The 24,705-nt window shown below is 70.8% G+C and carries 27 protein-coding genes; 22 read left to right on the forward strand and 5 right to left on the reverse strand.

Annotated elements, in window-relative coordinates:
* The first annotated feature begins 1 nt into the window (after position 1).
* From QZL85_RS13400 to QZL85_RS13435, 8 genes are all read left to right on the forward strand, one after another.
* The gene (locus QZL85_RS13400; RefSeq protein ID WP_295577578.1) at positions 2 to 820 is read left to right on the forward strand and encodes an LmeA family phospholipid-binding protein; all 819 of its coding nucleotides are present in this window, start codon (positions 2 to 4) and stop codon (positions 818 to 820) included.
* 116 nt (positions 821 to 936) lie between these two features.
* A complete protein-coding gene (gene lysA, locus QZL85_RS13405; RefSeq protein ID WP_295577580.1) occupies positions 937 to 2,349 on the forward strand; it encodes a diaminopimelate decarboxylase in 1,413 nt (470 codons plus the stop codon).
* Positions 2,346 to 3,659: a homoserine dehydrogenase gene (locus QZL85_RS13410; RefSeq protein WP_295577582.1), complete on the forward strand. Its 1,314-nt coding sequence runs from the start codon at positions 2,346 to 2,348 to the stop codon at positions 3,657 to 3,659. The genes lysA and QZL85_RS13410 overlap by 4 nt, the downstream gene beginning before the upstream one ends.
* 1 nt (position 3,660) lies before the next feature.
* Positions 3,661 to 4,749, forward strand: coding sequence for a threonine synthase (thrC, locus tag QZL85_RS13415; protein ID WP_295577584.1), 1,089 nt, complete (start codon positions 3,661 to 3,663; stop codon positions 4,747 to 4,749).
* Positions 4,746 to 5,702 carry a homoserine kinase gene (gene thrB, locus QZL85_RS13420; RefSeq protein ID WP_295577586.1) on the forward strand — a complete coding sequence of 319 codons (957 nt, stop codon included), beginning with the start codon at positions 4,746 to 4,748 and terminating at the stop codon, positions 5,700 to 5,702. Before thrC ends, thrB begins: the two co-directional genes overlap by 4 nt.
* A gap of 191 nt (positions 5,703 to 5,893) precedes the next feature.
* A complete protein-coding gene (gene rho / locus QZL85_RS13425) occupies positions 5,894 to 7,912 on the forward strand; it encodes a transcription termination factor Rho (RefSeq protein ID WP_295577637.1) in 2,019 nt (672 codons plus the stop codon).
* Between the two features lie 11 nt (positions 7,913 to 7,923).
* On the forward strand, positions 7,924 to 9,003 hold the full coding sequence (prfA, locus tag QZL85_RS13430; RefSeq protein ID WP_295577587.1) for a peptide chain release factor 1: 1,080 nt from the start codon (positions 7,924 to 7,926) through the stop codon (positions 9,001 to 9,003).
* A gap of 227 nt (positions 9,004 to 9,230) precedes the next feature.
* Positions 9,231 to 9,632 carry a phage holin family protein gene (locus QZL85_RS13435; protein ID WP_295577590.1) on the forward strand — a complete coding sequence of 134 codons (402 nt, stop codon included), beginning with the start codon at positions 9,231 to 9,233 and terminating at the stop codon, positions 9,630 to 9,632.
* A gap of 174 nt (positions 9,633 to 9,806) precedes the next feature.
* Here the strand turns inward: QZL85_RS13435 and epsC are convergent, their stop codons facing one another.
* The 3 genes from epsC to cysK (QZL85_RS13450) are packed head-to-tail and all read right to left on the reverse strand — an operon-like array spanning position 9,807 to position 12,268.
* Positions 9,807 to 10,376: a serine O-acetyltransferase EpsC gene (gene epsC / locus QZL85_RS13440; RefSeq protein WP_295577641.1), complete on the reverse strand. Its 570-nt coding sequence runs from the start codon at positions 10,374 to 10,376 to the stop codon at positions 9,807 to 9,809.
* 5 nt (positions 10,377 to 10,381) lie between these two features.
* A complete protein-coding gene (gene cysK, locus QZL85_RS13445; RefSeq protein ID WP_295577592.1) occupies positions 10,382 to 11,326 on the reverse strand; it encodes a cysteine synthase A in 945 nt (314 codons plus the stop codon).
* Between the two features lie 3 nt (positions 11,327 to 11,329).
* Complete coding sequence (cysK, locus tag QZL85_RS13450) at positions 11,330 to 12,268, reverse strand: cysteine synthase A (protein WP_295577594.1); 939 nt, start codon at positions 12,266 to 12,268, stop codon at positions 11,330 to 11,332.
* 122 nt (positions 12,269 to 12,390) lie between these two features.
* Between cysK (QZL85_RS13450) and prmC the strand changes: the two genes are divergently transcribed.
* From prmC to QZL85_RS13470, 4 genes are read left to right on the forward strand one after another with little or no spacing between them, the layout of a single operon-like run.
* Positions 12,391 to 13,284 carry a peptide chain release factor N(5)-glutamine methyltransferase gene (gene prmC, locus QZL85_RS13455; RefSeq protein WP_295577596.1) on the forward strand — a complete coding sequence of 298 codons (894 nt, stop codon included), beginning with the start codon at positions 12,391 to 12,393 and terminating at the stop codon, positions 13,282 to 13,284.
* Between the two features lie 45 nt (positions 13,285 to 13,329).
* Complete coding sequence (locus QZL85_RS13460; RefSeq protein WP_295577597.1) at positions 13,330 to 14,019, forward strand: L-threonylcarbamoyladenylate synthase; 690 nt, start codon at positions 13,330 to 13,332, stop codon at positions 14,017 to 14,019.
* Complete coding sequence (locus tag QZL85_RS13465) at positions 14,016 to 15,176, forward strand: MraY family glycosyltransferase (protein WP_295577598.1); 1,161 nt, start codon at positions 14,016 to 14,018, stop codon at positions 15,174 to 15,176. The genes QZL85_RS13460 and QZL85_RS13465 overlap by 4 nt, the downstream gene beginning before the upstream one ends.
* On the forward strand, positions 15,173 to 15,679 hold the full coding sequence (locus QZL85_RS13470) for a hypothetical protein (RefSeq protein ID WP_295577600.1): 507 nt from the start codon (positions 15,173 to 15,175) through the stop codon (positions 15,677 to 15,679). Before QZL85_RS13465 ends, QZL85_RS13470 begins: the two co-directional genes overlap by 4 nt.
* A gap of 50 nt (positions 15,680 to 15,729) precedes the next feature.
* On the opposite strand, the gene QZL85_RS13475 is transcribed toward QZL85_RS13470, so the two are convergent.
* A complete protein-coding gene (locus QZL85_RS13475) occupies positions 15,730 to 15,915 on the reverse strand; it encodes a hypothetical protein (RefSeq protein WP_295577603.1) in 186 nt (61 codons plus the stop codon).
* Between QZL85_RS13475 and atpB the strand changes: the two genes are divergently transcribed.
* The 9 genes from atpB to QZL85_RS13520 all read left to right on the forward strand — a co-directional run bounded on the left by atpB (position 15,853) and on the right by QZL85_RS13520 (position 23,436).
* Complete coding sequence (gene atpB / locus QZL85_RS13480; protein WP_295577644.1) at positions 15,853 to 16,593, forward strand: F0F1 ATP synthase subunit A; 741 nt, start codon at positions 15,853 to 15,855, stop codon at positions 16,591 to 16,593. The genes QZL85_RS13475 and atpB overlap by 63 nt on opposite strands.
* A gap of 46 nt (positions 16,594 to 16,639) precedes the next feature.
* A complete protein-coding gene (gene atpE, locus QZL85_RS13485; protein ID WP_028496101.1) occupies positions 16,640 to 16,876 on the forward strand; it encodes an ATP synthase F0 subunit C in 237 nt (78 codons plus the stop codon).
* Between the two features lie 29 nt (positions 16,877 to 16,905).
* On the forward strand, positions 16,906 to 17,463 hold the full coding sequence (locus QZL85_RS13490; RefSeq protein WP_295577605.1) for a F0F1 ATP synthase subunit B: 558 nt from the start codon (positions 16,906 to 16,908) through the stop codon (positions 17,461 to 17,463).
* Positions 17,463 to 18,251 (forward strand): F0F1 ATP synthase subunit delta, encoded by a 789-nt coding sequence (locus QZL85_RS13495; RefSeq protein WP_295577607.1) that lies wholly within the window; start codon positions 17,463 to 17,465, stop codon positions 18,249 to 18,251. Before QZL85_RS13490 ends, QZL85_RS13495 begins: the two co-directional genes overlap by 1 nt.
* A 75-nt stretch (positions 18,252 to 18,326) precedes the next feature.
* Entirely contained in the window at positions 18,327 to 19,967 is a 1,641-nt protein-coding gene (atpA, locus tag QZL85_RS13500; RefSeq protein WP_295577609.1) for a F0F1 ATP synthase subunit alpha, read from the forward strand.
* Positions 19,968 to 19,995: 28 nt separating this feature from the next.
* Complete coding sequence (locus QZL85_RS13505; protein ID WP_295577611.1) at positions 19,996 to 20,898, forward strand: F0F1 ATP synthase subunit gamma; 903 nt, start codon at positions 19,996 to 19,998, stop codon at positions 20,896 to 20,898.
* 22 nt (positions 20,899 to 20,920) lie between these two features.
* The gene (gene atpD, locus QZL85_RS13510) at positions 20,921 to 22,372 is read left to right on the forward strand and encodes a F0F1 ATP synthase subunit beta (RefSeq protein WP_295577614.1); all 1,452 of its coding nucleotides are present in this window, start codon (positions 20,921 to 20,923) and stop codon (positions 22,370 to 22,372) included.
* Between the two features lies 1 nt (position 22,373).
* The gene (locus QZL85_RS13515; protein WP_295577616.1) at positions 22,374 to 22,634 is read left to right on the forward strand and encodes a F0F1 ATP synthase subunit epsilon; all 261 of its coding nucleotides are present in this window, start codon (positions 22,374 to 22,376) and stop codon (positions 22,632 to 22,634) included.
* Positions 22,635 to 22,686: 52 nt separating this feature from the next.
* On the forward strand, positions 22,687 to 23,436 hold the full coding sequence (locus QZL85_RS13520) for a YaaA family protein (RefSeq protein ID WP_295577619.1): 750 nt from the start codon (positions 22,687 to 22,689) through the stop codon (positions 23,434 to 23,436).
* A 6-nt stretch (positions 23,437 to 23,442) separates the two neighbouring features.
* Here QZL85_RS13520 and QZL85_RS13525 read toward each other — a convergent pair whose 3' ends face one another.
* A complete protein-coding gene (locus QZL85_RS13525) occupies positions 23,443 to 23,949 on the reverse strand; it encodes a DUF4282 domain-containing protein (RefSeq protein WP_295577623.1) in 507 nt (168 codons plus the stop codon).
* A 166-nt stretch (positions 23,950 to 24,115) separates the two neighbouring features.
* On the opposite strand from QZL85_RS13525, the gene QZL85_RS13530 reads away from it, so the two are divergent.
* Positions 24,116 to 24,705, forward strand: a 590-nt coding sequence (locus QZL85_RS13530; RefSeq protein WP_295577627.1) for a DUF5684 domain-containing protein, incomplete at its 3' end; no start/stop codon positions are given.

A 24,705-nucleotide genomic window follows, 5' to 3' on the forward strand; every position in this document is an offset into this window, starting at 1 on the left:
CGTGACGACCGGCGACACGCAGCCGACCGCACCGCTGCCCGAGGTCCGCTGGACCACGGTCGCGGACGAGCCGCGGCGGCGCGGGCGCGGCTGGATCGTGCTCGTCGTCGTGCTCGTCGTCGTCGCGCTGCTCGTGGTCGCGGGCGAGGTCGCCGCACGCGCCCTCGCGCCGAAGATCATCCGCGACCAGCTGGTCTCGAACCTCGGTCTCCCCGCGGATCAGCAGATCGACGTGGAGATCCCCGGACTGCTGCTGCCGCAGCTCGCCGTCGGCAGCGTCGCCGAGATCACGCTCGCGTCCGACGACATCGAACTGGACGGCCTCGCCGGCGACGTCCGCGTGGACCTGCAGGACGTCCCCGTCTGGGGCGGGGTCGACTGGAGCGGCGGATCCGCCCAGATCATCCTCGACGAGGCGCAGACCCGCGCACTTCTGGCCCGCGTCGACGGTTTCCCCGTCGACGCCTTCCGCCTCGCGGAGCCCGAGGTCGCGCTCGAGACCGAGTTCGACGTCTTCGGCGCCTCGATCCCGCTGGGTGTGCGCCTCACCGCGGAGGCGCGCGACCGCGACCTCGTCCTCTCGCCCACGACCCTGCTGCTCGGCGATGCCGAGGTGTCGGCGGACGCCGTCCGGCAGCAGCTCGGTCCGCTCGTGGGCTCGTTCCTCGACGAGTGGACGGTGTGCCTCGCGCAGTATCTGCCCGCCGCCCTCACCCTCGACGACGTCCAGGTCGAGGACCGCGGCGTCGTCGCGCGATTCGAGATCGACAGCGGCATCCTGCGCGACCCGGCCATGCAGGCGAACGGCACCTGCGAGTAGGTGTCGGAGGCGCGTCACACCGACGGGCCGGCCGTGACCCGTGCCCTAGACTGCAAGGACTGCCGGAGCGTGATGACACCGCCCGCAGGCCCGTTCCCGCCCGATTGGTGATCCCCGTGTCCGCGTCGCCCGCCCGCCCGCTCGTCCCGGAGTGGCTTGCCGTGCCGGCGGATGCGAATGCCCTGGCCGAAGAGGTCTGGCCGGTGGCGTCGGGCCGCGACAGGGACGGCGTGCTGACCCTCTCGGGCATCCCCGTGACGACCCTCGGCGCGCAGTTCGGGACTCCGCTCTACATCCTGGATGAGGATGGGGTGCGCGCGCGTGCGCGCGACGTGCGCGAGGCGTTCACCGCGGCCGCCGCGCGCCACGGCGCACAGGCCCGCGTGTACTACGCCGGAAAGGCGTTCCTGAGCACCGAGGTGGTCCGCTGGGTCACCGCGGAAGGACTCGCCGTCGACGTGGCGACGGGGGGAGAGCTGGCGGTCGCACTCGCCGCCGGCGCCGACCCGGCACGGATCGGACTGCACGGTAACAACAAGTCGGTCGCCGAGCTGGAGCGCGCCGTCGCGGCGGGCATCGGGTCGGTCATCGTCGACAGTCCCGTCGAGATCGAGCGGCTCGCGGCGGCCGCGGAGCGCCACGGCGTCGTGCAGAGCGTGCTGATCCGTGTCAACAGCGGCGTGCACGCCGAGACGCACGACTTCCTCGCGACCGCGCACGAGGACCAGAAGTTCGGCTTCGCACTGGAGGCCGCGCCCGCCGCCGTCGCCCGCATCCGCGCGCTGCCGTCGCTGCGCTTCATCGGCCTGCACTGCCACATCGGGTCGCAGATCTTCGGCACCGCCGGGTTTGCGGAGTCCGCCGCCCGGCTCGTCGAGCTGCACGCGGCGCTCCTCGCCGGCGGCGACGTCCCGGTCCTGAACCTCGGCGGGGGATTCGGCATCGCGTACACGACCGCCGACGACCCCACCCCGATCGCGCAGCTGGCCACCGGGATCGTCGACGCCGTCGCGGTGCAGTGCGTGCGGCACGGCATCCCGGTGCCGAACCTCGCGTTCGAACCCGGCCGGAGCATCGTCGGCCGCGCCGGCGTCACGCTGTACGAGGTGGGCACCGTCAAGCCGGTGCGCGTCGCGGACGACCTCGAGCGCGTCTACGTGAGCGTCGACGGCGGGATGAGCGACAACCCGCGCCCCGCCCTCTACGGGGCGGATTACTCCGCCCGCATCGCGTCCCGCACGAGCGACGCCACGCCCGCCCTCGTCCGCATCGTCGGCCGGCACTGCGAGTCCGGGGACATCGTGGTGGATGCCGAGTACCTGCCCGGCGACGTCGCCCCGGGCGATCTCATCGCGGTGCCCGCCACCGGCGCCTACTGCTTCTCGCTCGCGAGCAATTACAACTACGTCCCCCGCCCGCCCGTCGTCGCCCTCGCCGGTGGCGAGGCGCGCGTCATCGTGCGCGGAGAGACCATCGACGACCTGCTGGCGCGCGACGCCGGGATCCGCCTGACCGAGGGAACCGAATGACCGAATACCGCCGCCTCCGCGTGGCTCTGCTGGGTGCCGGCGCCGTCGGTTCCCAGGTCGCCGCGCTCCTGCGCAAGCATGGAGACGAGCTGGCGGACCGCGCCGGCGCCGCCCTCGACCTCGTCGGCATCGCGGTGCGCGACCTCGACGCGCCGCGCGACACCGACCTGCCCCGCGAGCTGCTGACGACCGACCCCGAGCCGCTCATCGTCGGCGCCGACATCGTGATCGAGCTCATGGGCGGCATCGAGCCCGCCCGCAGCCACATTCTGGCGGCCATCAACTCCGGTGCCGACGTCGTCACGGCCAACAAGGCGCTGCTCGCGACGCATGGTCCGGAGATCTTCGAAGCCGCCGACCAGGTCGGCGCGTCGGTGTACTACGAGGCCGCCGCCGCGGGCGCCATCCCCATCATCCGTCCGCTGCGCGACTCGCTCGCCGGCGACCGCGTGCAGCGGATCATGGGCATCGTCAACGGCACGACGAACTACATCCTCGACCGCATGGATCGGGAGGGCTCCGACTTCGCCGACGTGCTCGCCGACGCGCAGGCGCTCGGATACGCCGAGGCCGACCCGACCGCCGACGTCGAGGGCTACGACGCGGCGCAGAAGGCCGCGATCCTCGCGAGTCTCGCCTTCCACACGGCCGTGCCGCTGGACGGCGTGCACCGCGAGGGGATCACCTCCGTCGACAAGCAGATGATGGACGCCGCGCGGCACGCCGGCTACGTCATCAAGCTCCTGGCAGTGTGCGAGCGTCTCGCCGGCGAGGACGGCGAGTCGATCTCGGTGCGCGTCTACCCGGCGCTCATCCCGCGCGAGCACCCGCTGGCCAGCGTCCACGGCGCCAACAACGCCGTGTTCGTGCAGGCCGAGGCCGCCGGGGACCTCATGTTCTACGGCGCCGGGGCCGGCGGCGTGCAGACCGCATCCGCCGTGCTGGGTGACATCGTCTCCGCCGCGCGCCGTCACATCGCCGGCGGCGTCGGGGTCGGCGAGTCGACCCGCGCCAACCTGCCCGTCGTCCCGATCGGCCGGGTCACGACGCGCTACCAGATCACCCTGGAGGTCGACGACGAGCCGGGCGTGCTCGCCACCGTCGCCGGCATCCTGAGCGAGGGCCGCGTTTCGATCGCGACCGTCGAGCAGACCGTCATCCGGGAGAGCAACGGAGAGCCGGGCGTCGCCCGGATCGTCATCGGAACACACAAGGCTGTCGAGCAGGACCTGAGCGAGACCGTGGATCGGCTCGCCGCGAGCGGCGTCGTCGAGCGCGTCGTCTCCGTCCTGCGCGTGGAAGGGAACTGACATGGCACACCTCTGGCGCGGAGTGATGCGCGAATACGCCGACCGGCTCGGCGTGACCGACGCCTCCACCGTCGTGACGCTGGGCGAGGGCGGCACGCCGCTCATCCCCGCGGCGTCGCTGTCCCGGATGACGGGCGCGGACGTCTACGTGAAGTTCGAGGGCATGAACCCGACCGGCTCCTTCAAGGACCGCGGCATGACCGTCGCGCTGTCGCGGGCCGTCGAGCACGGCGCGAAGGCCGTCATCTGCGCGTCGACCGGCAACACGTCCGCCTCCGCGGCCGCGTACGCGGCGCACGCCGGCATCACCGCCGCGGTGCTCGTTCCCGAGGGCAAGATCGCGATGGGCAAGCTCAGCCAGGCCGTCGCGCACGGCGGCACGCTCATCCAGATCCGCGGCAACTTCGACGACTGCCTCGAGATCGCGCGCGAGCTCGCGGACAACTACCCCGTGCACCTGGTGAACTCGGTCAACCCCGACCGCATCGAGGGGCAGAAGACCGCCGCCTACGAGGTCGTCGAGCAGCTCGGCGACGCGCCGGACTTCCACTTCATCCCGGTCGGCAACGCCGGCAACTACACCGCGTACTCGCGCGGGTACCGCGAAGAGGTCGCCCGCGGCGTCTCGACGCGCGTTCCGCGAATGTTCGGCCTGCAGGCCGAGGGCTCCGCGCCGCTCGTGCGGGGCGAGGTCGTGAAGAACCCCGAGACTGTCGCCTCCGCGATCCGCATCGGCAACCCGGCGTCGTGGGAGCTCGCCCTCGAGGCGCGCGACGCGACGCAGGGCTGGTTCGGCGCGATCGACGACGAGCGCATCCTGGCGGCCCAGAAGCTCCTCAGCTCCACCGTCGGCATCTTCGTCGAGCCCGCCTCGGCGATCAGCGTCGCCGGGCTCCTCGACCGCGTGGAAGCCGGCGTCATCCCGGCCGGCGCGAAGGTCGTCCTCACCGTCACCGGGCACGGCCTGAAGGACCCGCAGTGGGCCCTCCGCAACGCGGACGGCTCGTCCGTCGAGCCGGTCGTCGTGGACGCGACCACGAGCGAGGTCGCCTCGGTCCTGGACCTCGCTCCCGTCCAGGCCGCGGGATGAGCGCGTCGCGGCCGGTGGACGCCGGACGCGCCGTTGCCGTCCGGGTCCCGGCCACGAGCGCCAACCTCGGTCCCGGCTTCGACACGCTCGGGCTCGCCCTGAGCGTGTACGACGAACTCACCGTCACGACCCTCGACGGGCCGGGCCTGGAGATCACCGTCACCGGCGAAGGAGCGGCGGACGTCCCGACCGACGCGTCGCACCTCGTCGTGCGCTCGATGGCGTACGCCTTCGCCGCGTGCGGCCGGGAGATGCCCGGCATCCACCTCTCCGCCCGCAACACGATCCCGCACGGGCGGGGCATGGGCTCCTCCGGCGCTGCCGTCGTCGCGGGTCTGCTCGCGGCGAAGGGCCTCCTGGCCGGCGACGTCGACCTCGACGACGCGACGCTGCTGCGCCTCGCGACGGAGCTCGAGGGCCACCCCGACAACGTCGCGCCGGCGCTGTTCGGCGGGCTCACGATCGCCTGGCTGGATGCCGACGGGCCGCAGCACAAGAAGCTGCTCGTGCACCGCGGCGTCTCGCCCGTCGTGTTCGTCCCGGATTTCACGATGTCGACCTCTGTCGCGCGCGGTCTCGCGCCGCTCCAGGTGCCCCGCGAGGACGCCGTCTTCAACGTGTCGCGCTCGGCGCTGCTGATCGCGGCGCTCACGCAGAGCCCCGAGCTGCTGCTCGCCGCCACCGAGGACAAGCTGCACCAGTCCTACCGCGCGCAGGCGATGCCCGCCACCGACGCCCTCGTCCGCGCCCTGCGGGCCGAGGGCTTCGCGGCCGTCGTCTCCGGCGCCGGTCCCAGCGTCCTCGTGCTCGCCGACGGACCCGGCCAGCGCCTTGCGGCTGCTGAGATCGCGGCCTCCGCATCGGACACTCCGTGGGAGGCGCTCATGCTGGCCGTCGACGTCAAGGGTGGTACAGTGAGGGACCATACGGAGGGTTCCACGGGTCACCCGTGAATCTGACCTCCGTCGCAATCTGCGAACCACCGCACAACCCCGACCGGTGCCCGCTGTCCTCTGCGGCTACGGACGATCATGTGGGTCGGGTCGGCTCCTGTCTGTGACCGGATGCCGAGCGGTTCGGACCTTTCCCCTACGAAGGAGTACTCGTGGAGTCCCTCTCCGAGATCCAGAACACTGATGCCCCCGTGCTGAACGACGACGAGCAGACCGGCACCGACGCCGCGGCGGACGCCGCCGCCGAGACGGTCGACGCGCCCGCCGAAGAGACGCCCGCCGAAGTCGCCGAGGAGCCGGTCGCCGCTGAGGCGCCCGTCGCCGACGAGGCCCCGGTCGCCGAGCAGGCACCCGTCGAGGCTGCTCCCGCCGACGACGACGCCGAGGCCGCCCCGGTCGCCGAGGAGGCCCCCGTCAAGAAGGCGCCGCGCAAGCGTGCGCCGCGCCGCGCCAAGAGCAGCGACGTCCCGGCCGAGGTTCCTGTCGACGCAGCGCCTGTCGACGCAGCGCCCGCCGACGCAGCGCCCGCCGACGCGGCATCCGCCGAGGCCCCCGCGGAGGAGGCTCCGGCAGAGTCCGCCGCTGCCGACGCCGAGGTCGCCGCGCAGCCGGTCGACACCGCCGACGACAGCGCCACGACCGAGCCCGCCCGCGACGCCGCGCCGGGCGACGCGTCCGTGCCGAGCGAGGACGGCGACGCCGAGGACGGCGACGCCCCGCAGGGCGACACCGGCGCACAGGGCGAGAACGACGCCCAGGGCGAGGGCGAGACGCCCAGCCGTGGCCGCAGCCGCTCGCGCAGCCGCAACCGCAACCGCAACGCCAAGGGCGAGGGCGGCCCGGCCGCTCAGAACAACGCTCAGAACACCCAGGGCGCCCAGAACGGCCAGACCGCCCCGCAGCCGGAGGACAAGCCGGCCGTCGAGAGCGACGACGAGCAGGGTCAGGGCCGCGGCCGGCAGCGCAACAAGCGCCGTACGCAGACGCCCGGCGACGAGTTCGAGACCGAGATCGGCGAGGATGACGTGCTCATCCCGATCGCCGGCATCCTGGACGTGCTCGACAACTACGCGTTCGTCCGCACCACCGGCTACCTGCCCGGCCCGAGCGACGTGTACGTCTCCCTCGGCCAGGTCAAGAAGTACAACCTGCGCAAGGGCGACGCCGTCGTCGGCGCGATCAAGCAGCCCCGCGAGGGCGAGCAGTCGAGCCGCCAGAAGTACAACGCGCTCGTCAAGGTCGACGCCGTCAACGGCCTGTCGGTCGAGGACGCCGCCGGCCGCGTCGAGTTCGGCAACCTGACTCCGCTGTACCCGCAGGATCGCCTCCGCCTGGAGACGGCCCCGGAGAAGCTGACGCAGCGCATCATCGACCTGGTCGCCCCCATCGGCAAGGGCCAGCGCGGCCTCATCGTCGCGCCGCCCAAGGCCGGCAAGACGATCGTCCTGCAGCAGATCGCGAACGCGATCGCGACGAACAACCCCGAGGTCCACCTCATGGTCGTGCTCGTCGACGAGCGGCCCGAAGAGGTCACCGACATGCAGCGCACCGTCAAGGGCGAGGTCATCGCGTCGACCTTCGACCGTCCCGCGGAGGACCACACGACCGTCGCCGAGCTCGCCATCGAGCGCGCCAAGCGCCTCGTGGAGCTCGGTCGCGACGTCGTCGTGCTGCTCGACTCGATCACGCGCCTCGGCCGTGCCTACAACGTCTCCGCGCCGACCTCGGGCCGCGTGCTCAGCGGTGGCGTGGACGCCTCGGCGCTGTACCCGCCGAAGCGCTTCTTCGGCGCCGCGCGCAACATCGAGAACGGCGGATCGCTCACGATCCTCGCCACGGCGCTCGTGGAGACCGGCTCCAAGATGGACGACGTGATCTTCGAGGAGTTCAAGGGCACCGGCAACAGCGAGCTGCGCCTGTCGCGTCAGCTCGCCGACAAGCGCATCTTCCCGGCCGTCGACGTCAACGCGTCGAGCACCCGCCGCGAGGAGATGCTGCTCTCGGCCGACGAGGTCAAGATCACCTGGAAGCTCCGCCGCGCACTCGCCGGCCTCGACCCGCAGCAGGCGCTCGAGGTCGTGCTCGGCAAGCTCAAGGAGACGCAGTCCAACGTCGAGTTCCTCGTGCAGATGCAGAAGTCGATCCCGACGCCTGCTCGTGACGGCCATGGCGGCGGTTCGAGCCACGGGCACGAGAACAGCATCCGCTGATCGGCGGCGTCGTGTTCGAGTCCGTCCGAGGGCTGATCGCCGAGCACAGGTCCGTCCAGGAGGAGCTCTCCGATCCGGCCGTGCACGCCGACGCCGCGCGCGCCAAGCGCGTCAACCGGCGTTACGCCGAGCTGTCGCGGATCGTCGCCGCCCATGACGCATGGGCGGCGGCGACCGACGATCTCGAGGCCGCCCGGGAGCTCGCCAAGGAGGATGAGGCGTTCGCCGCCGAGGTCCCCGCACTCGAGCAGACGGTGTCCGACGCGCAGGAGCGCCTGCGCCGGCTGCTGATCCCGCGCGACCCGGATGATGCGCGCGACGTCATCATGGAGATCAAGGCGGGGGAGGGCGGCGCCGAATCGGCGCTGTTCGCCGCGGATCTCCTGCGCATGTACCTCCAGTACGCCGCCTCGAAGGGGTGGAAGACCGAGCTGCTCGAGCGCAACGAGTCCGACCTCGGCGGCTACAAGGACGTGCAGGTCGCGATCAAGGGCAGCTCGAGCGACCCGGCTCAGGGCGTCTGGGCGCACCTGAAGTACGAGGGCGGCGTGCACCGCGTCCAGCGGGTCCCCGCGACGGAGTCGCAGGGCCGCATCCACACCTCGACGACCGGCGTCCTCGTCTTCCCCGAGGTCGATGAGCCGGACGAGATCGAGATCAACCCGAACGACCTGAAGATCGACGTGTTCCGCTCGTCGGGGCCGGGCGGGCAGTCCGTCAACACGACCGACTCCGCCGTGCGCATCACGCACGTGCCGAGCGGGATCGTGGTGTCGATGCAGAACGAGAAGAGCCAGCTGCAGAACCGCGAGGCCGGCATGCGCGTGCTCCGCGCGCGGCTGCTCGCGAAGCAGCAGGAGGAGCGGGATGCCGCGGCGTCCGACGCCCGCCGCTCGCAGATCCGCGGCATGGACCGCTCCGAGCGCATCCGCACCTACAACTTCCCGGAGAACCGGATCGCGGACCACCGCACCGGCTACAAGTCGTACAACCTCGATCAGGTCATGGACGGGGCGCTCGAGCCGATCGTCGCGTCCGCCATCGCCGCGGACGAAGAGGCCCGGCTCGCCGCCCTCGGCTCCGACGCCTGACCCCGCGCCCGCCGCCTCGGCCCCCGCCTCGCCCGCGTGTCACAGAACCGGCGGGTGTCGCCGGGCGCACCGGCATCCGCTGTGACATCCGCCCGTGGCGTGTCACAGAACCTGAGGGTCGACGCCGCTCTCGCCCGCGTGATGTGTGACACATGCGGCGCGGTGGGCGGATGGCGCGCCGGAACGCCGTACGCACGCGCCGTCCCGGACGGCGCTACGCTCGCGGCATGATCATGTTCCTGCTGCGGGCAGTGGTGTTCCTCGTCTCGGCGGCCATCGGACTCATCGCGGCGGACCTCATCCTGGACGGCTTCCGGATCGACTGGAGCGACTGGTGGGGCTTCGTCCTCGCGATCGTGATCTTCGCCGTCCTGCAGAGCGTCCTCGCGCCGTGGCTGGCGCGCGTCGCACAGCGCAACGCGCCGGCGCTCCTCGGCGGCATCGGCATCGTCTCGACGTTCGTCGCGCTGCTGGTCGTCGTGCTGATCCCCGGCGCGGGGCTCACGATCAGCGGCGCCCTCGCCTGGGTGCTGGCGCCCGTCATCGTCTGGATCGTGACGGCCCTCGCGACCCTGTTCCTGCCGATGCTGCTCATCAAGAAGAAGGTCGCCGAGCGCCGCGGCAGCTGACCGCCGCCGCATCCGCTGCGCCGGAGGAGTCCGGCATCGCCTGCGCAGGCGCGCGAATCCGGGACGCCGTCGCCCCGGCTCAGGCGTTCCGCCGACCTCAGGCCGATCCAGCGCAGAACAGCCTGAGTGCGGCAGATCGCCTGAGCCGGGCTGACGACCGCGGCCCGGGCCCGGTCAGATGAAGTACTCGGGCGCCGTCAGGAGAGCGCGGGTGTCCTCGCCCGCGACGCGGTGGCGGGCCTTCGCGGGGATGCCGATCAGCACGGAGTCCGCAGGGGCGTCCTTCGTGACCACGGCGTTCGCGCCGACGACCGAGTGCGCGCCGATCCGGACCGGACCGAGGATCTTCGCGCCGGCTCCGACGGCGACGCCGTCCTCGAGGGTCGGATGCCGCTTGCCCGCGGAGCGGGTGCGACCGCCCAGCGTGACGCCGTGGTACAGCATGACGTCGTCGCCGACCTCGGCCGTCTCGCCGATCACGACGCCCATGCCGTGGTCGATGAAGAAGCGGCGCCCGATCTCGGCGCCCGGGTGGATCTCGATGCCGGTCAGCCAGCGGGCCAGCTGCGACACGGCGCGCGCCGGGAAGCGGAGCCCGCGGACCCACAGGGCATGCGACAGGCGGTACGCCCAGACGGCGTGCACCCCGGAGTACAGCAGTGCGATCTCGAGCCGGCCGCGCGCGGCAGGGTCGCGCAGCCTCGCGGCCGCAAGGTCCTCCCGGACGCGGGCGCGCACGCCGATGCGTGTCACGACGCGTCCTCCCGCAGGTGCGCGTACAGCGCCGTCGAGAGGTAGCGCTCCCCGGAGTCCGGGACGATCACGACGATGCGCTTCCCGGCCGAATCGGGCCGGGCCGCGATCTGCAGCGCGGCCCAGACGGCGGCCCCTGCCGACATGCCGGCGAGGACCCCCTCGCGGGTGGCGAGACTCCGCGCGACCTCGATCGCGTCGTCGAACTCGACGTCGAAGATCTCGTCGACGACGGAGCGGTCGAGCACCTGGGGGACGAAGTTCGGTCCGATGCCCTGGATGCGGTGCCCGCCGGCGCGACCCTCCGTGAGCACGGGGGAGTCCTTCGGCTCGACGAGCGCGACCTTCACGTCGGGGTTGCGCTCCTTGAGCACCTGCCCGACGCCCGTGATGGTGCCGCCCGTGCCGGACCCGGCGACGAACCAGTCGACGCGCCCGTCGGTGTCGCGCCAGATCTCCTCGGCCGTCGTCGCGCGGTGGATCGCGGCGTTCGCCTCGTGCTCGAACTGCCGCGCGAGTACGGCGCCGGGTGTCTCGGCGACGATCTTCTGCGCGGTGTCGACGGCCTCCGTCATCCCCTTGTACGGGTCGGTGAGGACGAGCTCCGCGCCGTACGCCTTCAGCAGCGCGCGGCGCTCCTTCGACATGGACGCGGGCATCGTGAGGATGACGCGGTAGCCGCGCGCCGCACCGATGAGCGCGAGCGAGATACCGGTGTTGCCGCTCGTGGATTCGACGATGGTCCCGCCGGGGACGAGCTCGCCGGATGCTTCCGCCGCTTCCACGAGGGCATAGCCCAGGCGGTCCTTGACGCTGGAGCCGGGGTTGTAGAACTCGAGCTTCGCGAGGACCTCCGCGTGGAGTCCTTCGGTCAGTGCGTGGAGGCGGACGAGCGGGGTGTTGCCGAACGCCGTCGTGATGTCGGGATGGATGCCGGGCACGTGTCAGTCTTCGCGCAGGTGCTCGTACAGCGCGGTGGAGAGGTACCGCTCGCCGAAGGACGGGATGATCACGACGACGTTCTTGCCCTCGGCCTCGGGGCGCGCCGCGACCTGCAGGGCGGCCCAGATCGCCGCGCCGGAGGAGATCCCGACGAGGATGCCCTCCTTCGTCGCGACCTCGCGGGCGACGGCGATCGCGTCGTCGAAGGCGACGTCCTGCACCTCGTCGATGACGCTCTGGTCGAGGATCGGCGGGATGAAGTTGGGGCCGATGCCCTGGATCTTGTGCGGGCCGGGCGTGCCGGTGGTCAGCAGCGGCGAGTCGGCCGGCTCGACGGCGACGATGGTGGCGTCCGGGACGCGCTCCTTCAGCACCTGGCCGACGCCGGTGATGGTGCCGCCGGTGCCGATGCCGGCGACGAAGTATCCGACCTTTCCGTCGGTGTCGCGGATGATCTCCTCGGCGGTCGTCCGGCGATGCACGTCGACGTTGGCCTGGTTCGCGAACTGCTTGGCGAGGATGGCGCCCGGCGTCGCGGCGGCGATCTCCTCCGCCTTGGCGACGGCGCCCTTCATGCCGAGCGCCGGCTCGGTGAGGACGAGCTCTGCGCCGTAGGCCTTCAGGAGCATGCGACGCTCGACGGACATCGAGGACGGCATCGTGAGGATGACCCGGTAGCCCCGCGCCGCACCCACCATCGCCAGGGCGATGCCGGTGTTGCCGCTCGTGCCCTCGACGATCGTTCCGCCGGCGGTCAGCTCGCCGGATGCCTCCGCGGCATCCACGATCGCGACGCCGATCCGGTCCTTGACCGACGAGGCGGGGTTGTAGAACTCGAGCTTCGCGAGCACGGTGCCGGGGAGACCCTCGGCGACGCGGTTGAGCCGCACCAGCGGGGTGTTGCCGAATGCGCTCGTGATGTCGGGGTGGATGCCGGACATGGTCTGCCTTTCGTGCGGGTTTCTGCGTCGTCCCGCGTGAGGCGGCGACCGTCGGTCAAGCCTACGCGTCCGCCCGCCCGGGCGGCCGAATGTGACGGGCGCGGCTAGGCTGGTGCGCGCCCATGAGCTCCACTGACGACCCGCGCCCGGCTGCGCCCGAACGGCTCTCCGCGCTGATCCGCTCCGCGGCGGCCGCGCTCGCCGCCGCCGGCGTCGCGACCCCGGACGCCGACGCCGAGCTGCTCGCCGCCCACGTGTGGCGGCTGAGCCGTGGCGGGCTGGCCGCCGCGGCGATGCGCGGCGACGACGTCCCCGCCGAGGGGCGCGACCTCTTCCTCCGGCTCGTCGCCCGGCGCGCGGCACGGGAACCGCTGCAGCATCTGACCGGGCTCGCCCCGTTCCGCCACCTCGAGCTGCACGTCGGGCCCGGCGTCTTCGTGCCGCGACCGGAGACCGAGATGGTCGCCCAGCTCGCGATCGACGCGCTGCGGGCGACCGCCGCCGCCGAGCCGATCGCCGTCGACCTGGGGACCGGTTCCGGCGCCATCGCGCTGGCGCTGGCCACCGAAGTGCCGCACGCGCGCGTGCACGCCGCGGAGAACGCCATCGACGCGTTCGTGTGGGCGAAGCAGAACTTCGCGGCCGTCGGGGCGACCAACGCCCGGCTCGCGTTCGTGGACCTCGCGGTCGCCTTCCCGGAACTGGACGGCACGGTCGCGGTGGTCGTCTCCAACCCGCCGTACGTGCCGGATGCCGCGATCCCGCGCGACCCGGAGGTGCGCTTCTGGGACCCGCCGTCCGCCCTGTACGGGGGAGCGGACGGGCTGGACGTCGTCCGCACCCTGTCCGCGGTCGCACGGCGGCTGCTCCACCCCGGCGGGATGCTGGTCATCGAGCACGGCGAATGGCAGGGGGAGCCCATCCGCGCGCTCCTGACCGCCGACGGCTGGCGCGCCGCCGCCACGCATCCCGATCTCACGACGCGCGACCGAGCGACGACCGCGCTGCGCGACTGACCGCTCAGGAAGCGCGCGGCGGCGCCCATCTAGAATGGTGCGGTTATGTCTCCCGTGTTCGACTGCCGCGACCAGGCCGAGCTGCTCCCCGGCATGCGCCAGGCGCGCCAGGCGATCGGCCGCGGCGAGCTCATCGTCCTGCCGACCGACACGGTCTACGGCATCGCCGCCGACGCGTTCAGCGCGTCCGCGGTGACCCGCCTGCTGGCGGCCAAGGGTCGCGGCCGTCAGTCGCCGCCGCCCGTCCTGGTGGCGGGACTGAACACGATGCGCGCCCTTGTGGCCGAGGTCCCCGAGCCGGTCGAGCGGCTCGTGGAGGCGTTCTGGCCTGGCGGACTCACGATCGTGCTCCCCGCGCAGCCGTCCCTGTCGTGGGACCTCGGCGACACGCACGGCACCGTCGCCGTCCGCATGCCCGCCGAGCCGATCGCCCTCGAGCTTCTCGAGGAGTGCGGCCCGCTCGCCGTCTCGAGCGCGAACCTGACCGGGAAGGCCGCCGCGATCGAGGTCGACGCGGCCGTCGACATGCTCGGCGAGAGCGTCGCGGTGTACCTCGACGGCGGACCATCGCGGACCGGCGTGGCATCCACGATCATCGACGCGACCGGCCTCGTCGGCCCGGATCGCCGCCCCGTCCGGGTCCTCCGGGACGGCGCCGTCGACCGCGCGGCCCTTCGCGGCGTCCTCGGCGACCTGCTCGAGGACGACCCGGACGAGGCCGGCGGCGCTGCGTGAAGCACTACGTCTTCATCCTCATCCTGACCGCGGCCATCACGCTCGCGTTCACCTGGATCGTGCTGCGCGTGAGCCTGCGGTACAAGCTCTACCCCGCCATCCGCGAGCGGGACGTCCACAAGACCCCGACGCCGCGGCTCGGCGGCGTCGCGATGTTCCTCGGCGTCGTGGCGGCGTTCGCGCTGTCGTCCCAGGTGTCCTACTTCGCGATCCTGTGGCAGAACCCCGCCCGCATCTGGGCGATCCTCGGCGCGACGCTGCTGATCGTCGTCATCGGTGTGGCCGATGACCTCTGGGACCTGGACTGGATGATCAAGCTGGGCGCGCAGTTCCTCGCCGCCGGCATCATCGTCGGGTTCGGCGGCATCCAGATCTTCGCGATCCCGATCGGCGGCCAGCTGCTGTTCTCCAGCTGGCAGAGCTTCCTGCTGTCGGTGTTCGCGATCGTCATCGTCATGAACGCGGTGAACTTCATCGACGGCCTGGACGGGCTCGTCGCCGGCGTCGCGCTCATCGCCAACGGCGTGTTCTTCGTCTACGTCTACCTCGTCGCGCGCGACCGGGGCGCCGACAGCTACTCGAGCCTCGCCCCGTTCATCGCCGTCGTCCTCGTCGGGGTGTGCATCGGCTTCCTGCCGCTGAACTGGAACCCCGGCAAGATCTTTATGGGCGACTCCGGGGCCCTCATGCTCGGGCTGCTGATGGCCACGTCCTCGATCGTCGTGACGGGGGACCTCGACCCCGGCGCGCTCGGCGACAACGACGTCTTCGGCCGCTCCCAGCTGCTGGGCGCGTTCATCCCCATCCTCCTGCCGGTCGTCATCGTGCTCCTTCCGCTGCTGGACTTCGGGATGGCCGTCATCCGCCGGATGGCGAAGGGGAAGTCGCCCTTCTCCCCAGACCGCAAGCACCTCCACCACCGCATGCTCGACATGGGGCACACCGACCGCAACGCCGTCATCGTCTTCTACGCATGGACCCTCGTCGTCAGCCTCGCGGTGCTGCTCATGTACATCGGCACGACGGCCGGCTGGCCGGGGCTGTACTGGCCCGGCGTCGCCTACCTCGTCGTCGGGATCGCCGCATGCCTCGTCGTCACCCTCCCGCCCTCCCGCGCACCGCGCAGCCTCCCGGCCCGACAGGAACTCACCTCATGAACCGTCCGACCGTCTCCAGCACGCCGGTCCTGCGCACCACGCTCCTGTGGTCCGCGGGGGCGACCGCCGTCCTCGCCCTCGTCGGCGCGATCGTCGGCTACGCCGTCGCGGGCCCCGAAGGGCTGTGGAGCGCCCTCGTCGCCGTCCTCCTGGCCGCGCTCTTCCTCGGCCTCACGGGCGCCAGCATCCTCATCGCGAACCGCTGGTACGGCGACGCCCTCTACATCCCCATCTTCTTCGGCACCGTGATGGGGGCGTGGGTGGTCAAGTTCATCCTGTTCATCGTCGCCCTGGTCGTGCTCCGCGGACAGCCCTGGCTGAACCCGCCGGTGTTCTTCGTCGCCCTCATCGTCAGCGTCGTCGCCTCGCTCGTCATCGACGTCGTGGTCATGACGCGGATGCGCATCCCGCACGTCAGCGACGTGACGCTGCCGACCGCCGCGGACCTCGGGGAGGACGGCGGCGACGCCGCTCCCGAGGTCGGAACCGCCCCCCGAGGCTGATAGGCTGTTTCTGCGCCCGCCCGCTCCTCGGAGCGACTGCGCAGTGACGCTCACCGACCATCGTCGCCTCGGCTGACACCGACGCCCCGAAGCTGGAGCCAGCGCTGTTTACTCAAGCTGCGAACCTGTTCGCCACCACCGCCGAAGATGACGGCGGATTCCATGGACCGTCGATCGATGAGTTCTTCCCCGAAGCCGTCTTCCAGATCGGCGCGCTGGAGATCAACCGGATCCATCTGATCCAGTTCCTCGCCACGATCGCCATCGTCGTCATCTTCCTGCTGGGCACGCGCCGCATGACGATCGTGCCGTCCCGCTTCCAGAGCCTCGTCGAGATGGGGCTGGACTTCGTCCGCGTCAACATCGCCGAAGACCTCCTGGGCAAGAAGGATGCGCAGCGCTTCCTGCCGATCCTCACGACGATCTTCTTCATGACGCTGTTCATGAACCTGACCGGCGTCATCCCGTTCCTGAACATCGCCGGCACCGCGATCATCGCCGTGCCGCTGCTGCTCGCCGTGGTGAGCTACGTCACGTTCATCTACGCCGGCATCAAGAAGAGCCCGAAGAACTTCTTCAAGAACGCGCTCTTCCCCTCCGGCGTCCCGTGGCCGATCTACATCATCGTGACGCCGATCGAGCTCATCTCGACGTTCATCATCCGGCCGGTCACGCTGACCCTCCGACTCCTCATGAACATGATGGTCGGCCACCTGCTTCTGGTCCTGTTCTTCGCCGCCACCCAGTTCTTCCTGTTCACGGCAGGCGGCTGGTGGTCGGCGCTGGCCGCGGGATCGCTCGCGTTCGGCTTCATCTTCACCCTGTTCGAACTCCTGGTGGCAGCCCTCCAGGCCTACGTCTTCACCATCCTCACCGCGGTCTACATCCAGCTCGCGGTGGCAGAAGAGCACTGAGCGGGCGGGCAGCAGCCCACCCACCCAACTGAAAGGAAACACCCCCGTGGACGCAACTACGGTTCTCGCCGAGGTCTCCGGTTCCATCGCGACGGTCGGCTACGGCCTCGCCGCCATCGGCCCGGCCATCGGCGTCGGCATCGTCGTCGGCAAGACGATCGAGGGCGTCGCCCGTCAGCCCGAGCTGGCCGGCCGCCTGCAGGTCCTCATGTGGATCGGCATCGCCTTCACCGAGGCGCTCGCCTTCATCGGCATCGCCACCGCCTTCATCTTCGGCTACTGATCGCGCTTTCCCAGTCTTAAGGAGACAGGATGCTGAACGCTCTTGTCGCGTATGCGGCGGAAGAGGGTGCTGCAGAGCACAACCCTCTGATTCCGGCGTGGTACGACATCATCTGGTCGGCGGTCTGCTTCGTCGTCATCCTCTTCATCTTCTGGAAGGTCGCCCTTCCGAAGATGAAGGCGCTGCTCGACCAGCGCGCTGAAGCCATCGAGGGCAACATCGCGAAGGCCGACGAGGCCCAGCGCAAGGCCGAGGCCGCGCTCGAGGAGTACACCTCGCAGCTCGCCGACGCGCGCAAGGAGGCCGGTGAGATCCGCGACGCCGCCCGTGAGGACGGCAAGAAGATCGTCACCGAGGCCAAGGAGACCGCATCGGCTGAGGCCGCGCGCCTGAGCGCCGCCGCGCACACGCAGATCGAGGCGGAGCGCCAGTCGGCGCTCGTCTCGCTGCGCAGCGAGGTCGGCACGCTCGCGCTCGACCTGGCCGGCGGCGTCATCGGGGAGACCCTCTCCGACGACGCGAAGGCTCAGGCCGTCGTCGACCGCTTCCTCGCCGACCTCGAAGCCTCCGAGAAGGCGACGAACTGATGGGCAGCGCGACCACTCAGGCGCAGTCGGCCTCGACCGCGGCACTGGATGCCGTCGGCGACGTCGACCTGGGCGTCGCCCGCGAGCTGTTCGCTGCGGCGCGCGCTCTCGGCGGGACGTCGCAGCTGAGCGGCGCGCTCTTCGACTCGACGGCTCCCGCCGGGGCGCGGGCCCGCGTCGTCGCGGACGTGTTCGCCGGCTTCCAGCCGACGACGGTCTCGCTGCTGCAGACGGTCGCCGCCCAGCGGTGGTCGTCGGTCGACGACCTCATCACCGGCATCGAGGACCTCGCGGTCCGCGCGGCGGCGATCGCGGAGACCGGCGCCGACGTCGACGGAGAGCTGTTCGAGGTCATCCGCGCGATCGCCGGCAATGCGGAGCTCGAGCTCGCGCTCGGCAGCCGTCTCGGCGACGCGGACGCCAAGGGCACCCTCGTGGAGTCGATCCTGAAGGGGCGCGCGAGCGGCGCGACCATCCTGATCGCCTCCTCGCTCGTCCAGCAGCCGCGGGAGCGCCGCGTGCGCTCGCTGCTCACCCGTGCGCTCGGCCTCGTCGCCGATCAGCGTGGGCGCACCGTCGCGACCGTGTACAGCGCGGCCTCGCTCAGCGACGCGCAGCGGACGCGCCTGGAGCGCACCCTCGGCCAGCGGTACGGCGCCGAGGTCTCGCTGAACGTCGTCGTGGACCCCACGGTCGTCGGCGGCCTTCGCATCGAGATCGGCGACGACGTGATCGACGCCACCGTCTCCTCCCGCCTCAACGACCTGCGTCAGAAGCTCGCGGGCTGACACTCACCGTCCCACCGGGGACGGACACGGCAGGGCCCGGCTCTGCGACACAGACATTGCACAAGAAGGAAGACCATGGCAGAACTGTCCATCAGCCCCGACGTCATCCGTGACGCGCTGAAAGACTTCGTCGCAGCCTACGAGCCCACCGGGGCCGCGGCGACCGAGGTCGGCACCGTCGTCGACGCGGCCGACGGCATCGCCCACGTCGAGGGTCTGCCCGGCGTCATGGCGAACGAGCTCGTCCGCTTCGACAACGGCGTGGAGGGTCTCGCGCTGAACCTCGACGAGCACGAGATCGGCGTCGTCGTCCTCGGCGACTTCTCCGGCGTCCAGGCCGGCCAGAAGGTCACCCGCACCGGGGAGGTCCTCTCGGTCCCCGTCGGCGACGGCTACCTCGGCCGCGTCGTCGACCCGCTCGGCAACCCGATCGACGGCCTCGGCGAGGTCGTCTCGGACGGTCGCCGCGCCCTCGAGCTGCAGGCGCCCGGCGTCATGCAGCGCAAGAGCGTCCACGAGCCCATGCAGACCGGCATCAAGGCGATCGACGCCATGATCCCCGTCGGCCGCGGCCAGCGTCAGCTCATCATCGGCGACCGCCAGACCGGCAAGACCGCCATCGCGATCGACACGATCATCAACCAGAAGGCCAACTGGGACTCCGGCGACGTCAGCAAGCAGGTGCGCTGCATCTACGTCGCGATCGGCCAGAAGGGCTCCACGATCGCCGGCGTCAAGGGCGCGCTCGAGGACGCCGGTGCCATGGAGTACACGACGATCGTCGCCGCTCCGGCATCCGACCCCGCCGGCTTCAAGTACCTGGCGCCCTACACGGGCTCGGCCATCGGCCAGCACTGGATGTACGGCGGCAAGCACGTCCTCATCATCTTCGACGACCTGTCCAAGCAGGCCGAGGCCTACCGCGCCGTGTCGCTGCTCCTCCGCCGCCCGCCGGGCCGCGAGGCGTACCCCGGTGACGTCTTCTACCTGCACTCGCGTCTGCTCGAGCGCTGCGCGAAGCTGTCCGACGAGCTGGGCGCCGGCTCCATGACGGGTCTGCCGATCATCGAGACGAAGGCCAACGACGTGTCGGCCTACATCCCGACGAACGTCATCTCGATCACGGACGGCCAGATCTTCCTGCAGTCCGACCTGTTCAACGCGAACCAGCGTCCCGCCGTGGACGTGGGCATCTCGGTGTCCCGCGTCGGCGGCGACGCCCAGGTCAAGTCGATCAAGAAGGTCTCCGGCACGCTCAAGCTCGAGCTGGCCCAGTACCGCTCGCTCGAGGCGTTCGCGATGTTCGCCTCCGACCTGGATGCCGCCTCCCGGCGTCAGCTGGCACGCGGTGCGCGACTGACCGAGCTGCTCAAGCAGCCGCAGTACGACCCGTACCCCGTCGAGGAGCAGGTCGTCTCGATCTGGGCCGGAACGAACGGCAAGCTCGACACCATCGAGGTCGAGGACGTCCTGCGGTTCGAGCGCGACCTGCTCGATCACCTCAAGCGCAACACGACGGTCCTGGACCGCCTGCGCGAGACGAACGTCCTCGACGACGACACCGTCGCCGAGCTGACCAAGGTCACCGACGATTTCATCCTGGAGTTCCAGGGCGGCAAGGGCCAGGCCATCAACAAGCCGGGCCACGAAGAGGTCGCCGCCGCTCACGAGGAAGACGTGAACCAGGAGAAGATCGTCAAGGGCCGCCGCGGCTGAGCCGCGACGCTGCTGAGACACAGAACCCATGGGCGCTCAACTCCGGGTCTACAAGCAGAAGATCTCTTCTGCTCAGACGACCAAGAAGATCACGAAGGCGATGGAACTCATCGCGGCTTCGCGCATCCAGAAGGCGATGGCGCGCGTCCGCGCGTCCTCTCCCTTCGCGCGGGCCGTGACGCGGGCCGTCTCCGCCGTGGCGACGCACTCCAACGTCCAGCATCCGCTCACGACGGAGCGCGAGGTCATCCGCCGGTCGGCGGTCGTGATCTTCGCGTCCGACCGTGGCCTTGCCGGCGCGTTCAACTCGCAGATCCTCCGCGAAGGCCTGCAGCTGGCGGAGCTCCTCCGCTCGCAGGGCAAGGAGGTCGACTACTACCTCGTCGGTCGCAAGGCGGTGGGCTTCTTCCAGTTCCGCCGCATCGCGTCTTCGGGTGAGTGGGTCGGCGACACCGACACCCCGCACTTCAACACGGCCGAGCAGATCGCCGGCGCCCTCCTGGGCGCCTACGACCTGGGCGGCGACGAAGGCGGCGTGGACGAGATTCACCTCGTGTACAACCGGTTCGTCAGCATGATGACGCAGTCGCCCGAGACGGTGCGCCTGCTTCCGCTCGAGGTCGTCGAGGCCGACGAGGCGGAGTCCGCGACGAACCAGGTGTACCCGCTGTACGAGTTCGAGCCGAGCCCGGAGACCGTGCTGGACGCACTCCTCCCGGTGTACGTGCAGAGCCGCGTGTTCAACGCGCTCCTGCAGTCCTCGGCGGCCAAGCACGCGGCGACGCAGAAGGCCATGAAGTCGGCCAGCGACAACGCGGACAAGCTCATCACCGATTACACGCGCCTGCGCAACAACGCGCGCCAGGCGGAGATCACGCAGCAGATCGCCGAGATCGTCGGCGGCGCCGACGCCCTGGCGTCGGGCAAGTAAGACCAACCGAAAGAGACAGACAATGACCACCGTCACTGCCGAAGCCGCCGAGACCACGGTCGTCGGTCGCGTTGCGCGCGTCACCGGCCCCGTCGTCGACATCGAGTTCCCGCACGACTCGATCCCCGACATCTACAACGCTCTGAAGACGACGATCACGATCGGCCAGGAGCAGACCGAGATCACGCTCGAGGTCGCCCAGCACCTCGGCGACGACCTCGTCCGTGCCATCTCGCTCAAGCCCACCGACGGCATGGTCCGCGGGCAGGAAGTGCGCGACACCGGCGGCCCCATCACGGTCCCCGTCGGCGACGTCACCAAGGGCAAGGTCTTCAACGTGACCGGCGACGTCCTCAACGGCGCACCGGGCGAGACCATCGAGGTCACCGAGCGCTGGGGCATCCACCGTCAGGCGCCGAACTTCGACCAGCTCGAGTCGAAGACGCAGATGTTCGAGACCGGCATCAAGGTCATCGACCTCCTCACCCCGTACGTCCTCGGCGGCAAGATCGGCCTGTTCGGCGGCGCCGGCGTCGGCAAGACGGTCCTCATCCAGGAGATGATCCAGCGCGTCGCGCAGGACCACGGTGGTGTGTCGGTGTTCGCCGGTGTCGGCGAGCGCACCCGCGAGGGCAACGACCTCATCCACGAGATGGAGGAGGCGGGCGTCTTCGACAAGACGGCCCTCGTCTTCGGCCAGATGGACGAGCCGCCGGGGACGCGTCTGCGCGTCGCCCTGTCGGCCCTCACGATGGCGGAGTACTTCCGCGACGTGCAGAAGCAGGACGTGCTGCTGTTCATCGACAACATCTTCCGTTTCACGCAGGCCGGCTCCGAGGTCTCGACGCTGCTGGGCCGCATGCCCTCCGCCGTCGGTTACCAGCCGAACCTCGCGGACGAGATGGGTGTGCTCCAGGAGCGGATCACGTCCACGCGCGGTCACTCGATCACCTCGCTGCAGGCGATCTACGTCCCCGCCGACGACTACACCGACCCGGCCCCCGCGACGACGTTCGCGCACCTGGACGCCACCACCGAGCTCTCCCGTGAGATCGCGTCGAAGGGCCTGTACCCGGCCGTCGACCCGCTCACCTCGACGAGCCGCATCCTGGACCCGCGCTACATCGGCGCCGACCACTACCGCGTGGCCACCGCCGTGAAGCAGATCCTGCAGAAGAACAAGGAGCTGCAGGAGATCATCGCGATCCTCGGTGTCGACGAGCTGTCCGAAGAGGACAAGGTCGTCGTCTCGCGCGCGCGCCGCATCCAGCAGTTCCTCTCCCAGAACACCTACATGGCGAAGAAGTTCACCGGTGTCGAGGGCTCCACGGTCCCGATCAAGGAGACCATCGAGTCCTTCGACGCCATCGTCAAGGGTGACTTCGACCACGTCGCCGAGCAGGCGTTCTTCAACGTCGGCGGCATCGCCGACGTGGAAGAGAAGTGGGCGCAGATCCAGAAGGAGAACAACTGACATGGCGCTGACCGTCACCCTCGTCTCCGCGGAGGAGGAGGTCTGGCACGGCGAGGCGAGTCTCGTCGTCGCCAAGACCGTTGAGGGCGAGATCGGCTTCATGACCGGTCACGAGCCGGTGCTCGCGATCCTCGCCGAAGGTCAGGTCCGCATCACGCAGACCGACGGCGCGAAGGTCATCGCGACGGCCCACGACGGCTTCCTCTCGATGGAAGGCGACGTCCTCACGATCGTCGCCGGGCACGCGGCCCTGCAGTCCTGACACGCACGAACGACGCCGCCCGGTCCGCCGGGCGGCGTCGTCGTTCCCACCCATGCTGATCCTGCTTCCGCCGTCCGAGACCAAGCGTCCCGGCGGTGCCGGTGCGCCGCTGGACGCGACGTCCCTCGCGCTGCCCGCGCTGTCCGGGCCCCGCACGCGTGTCGCCGAGGCGCTCGTCGCGTTGAGCGCCGACCCCGACGCCGCGGCGCGCGTCCTCAAGCTGTCCGACCGGCAGCGCGGCGAGGTCGCCGTCAACGCGGAGCTACTGTCGGGCCCGACCATGCCGGCGGTCGACCGGTACACCGGTGTCCTCTTCGACGCGCTCGATGCCGGGTCCCTTCCGGCCGCCGCGCGCCGGTGGCTGGGCGCCCATGTGCTGATCCACTCCGCGCCCTTCGGCCCCGTCGCGGCCCTCGACCCGATCCCGGCCTACCGGCTCGCCGCGGGGGCGTCGCTGCCGGGCGTCGGGCCCCTCCGGAGGGTGTGGGCCGAGCCCGTCTCCGACGCCCTGGCCGGCGCGGCGCCGAGGTTCGTCCTCGACATGCGATCCGAGGCCTACGCGGCGCTCGGCCCCGTCCCACGCGGGGTGGCATCGGCCTATGTCCGCGTCGTGACCCCCGGCCCGGACGGCGCGGTGCGGGCGCTCAACCACTTCAACAAGCATGCCAAGGGCGCGTTCACGCGCGCGCTCGCGCTCGCCCGGCCACGCGTCGGGACGCGCGACGCGCTGCTGCGCTGGGCCGACGAGGCCGACTGGACGCTGCGTCCCGGGGCGCCCGGTGAGCTCGACCTCGTGGTCTGAGCGGCGTCAGCCGCGCTCGGTGTTCTTCGCCGTCTGCTCGGTGTTCTCCGCGATGGCGATGAGCGCGACCACAGCCTCGATGACGAAGCGCAGCACGACGATGGCGAGGAACGCCGCGATCGGCACGACGATGAGCGTTGCCACGAGGAGCGAGACGCCCGCGCCCGGGTTCCACCACAGCGCCCCGATGCCGGAGACGAGCCCGCCCACGAAGTACACGATGAACGCGATCCCGATGGCGACGAGTCCCACGACGTAGAACGCGCTGGCCAGACGGCGGGTGATGAACGTGGAGAACGACACATCGAACAGCGACCTGAGGAAGCCCCGGCCGGTCGCCGCGAGATCCGCGCTCGGCGCCGCCTGCGGCACTCCGGTGTCGTCGGGGTCGGCGGCCGGATCGTAGCCGGGCTGCGCGGTTCCGGCGGCGTCGTCCCGGGCGGCGACGCGCGCCGCCTCCGCAGCGGGAACGATCGGCGGCGGGGGAGGGGTCGGATCGTTGATGTCGGTCATGGCATCCCTTCGGCTGTCCTCTCGCCAGGCTAGCGACCGCGGCGCGCCGGGGCGAGGTATCGCGCGTTTTCCCCCTGGCGAGCAACCAGATCGCTACGATGTGGACCAGCCGGGCGATCGTCTGGCTTCCGCTGGCGGCCCCGCCGCACGTTCTGAAAGGGACGACATGGACTACAACGACGGCCCGGGTATCGCGGCCGCACTCGCGCTCGGCTTCATCTTCTTCCTCTTCGCCGTGGCCGTCTGGGTGGTCACGTCGTTCTTCCTCATGAAGATCTTCGACAAGGCGGGTGTGCAGGGGAAGTGGCGCGCCTGGGTGCCGGTCTACAACTACATGGTGTTCTCGAAGCTCGGCGATCTGAGCCCGTGGCTCATCCTCATCGCCATCGGCGCGTCGGTCTTCCTCAGCTGGCTGCCGGTCATCGGACAGCTCATCTCGATCGCGAGCTTCCTCGTCCTCGCCCTCGCGGCCTGGCGTGTGGGTCTGAAGCTGCAGAAGGAGCCCGTCTGGGTCGTCCTCTACATCCTGCTGGCCCCGGTCTGGCTCGGCATCCTGGCGTTCGACAAGTCGCGGTGGAACACCGCGGTCCCGCCGGCACCGTGGGCGTCCAACGCGTTCCTCAGCGACACCACCGTGTGGCCGGGCGTGCCCGCTCAGGCACCCGCCGGCGGCTACGCGGCCCCGGGGGCGCCGGCCGGCTACCCGTCCGCTCCGCCGGCCGGCTACACGCCGCCCGCGCCGCCTGCCGGGTACAC

It is taken from the genome of uncultured Microbacterium sp., from assembly GCF_900078385.1.
Lineage (GTDB): Bacteria > Actinomycetota > Actinomycetes > Actinomycetales > Microbacteriaceae > Microbacterium.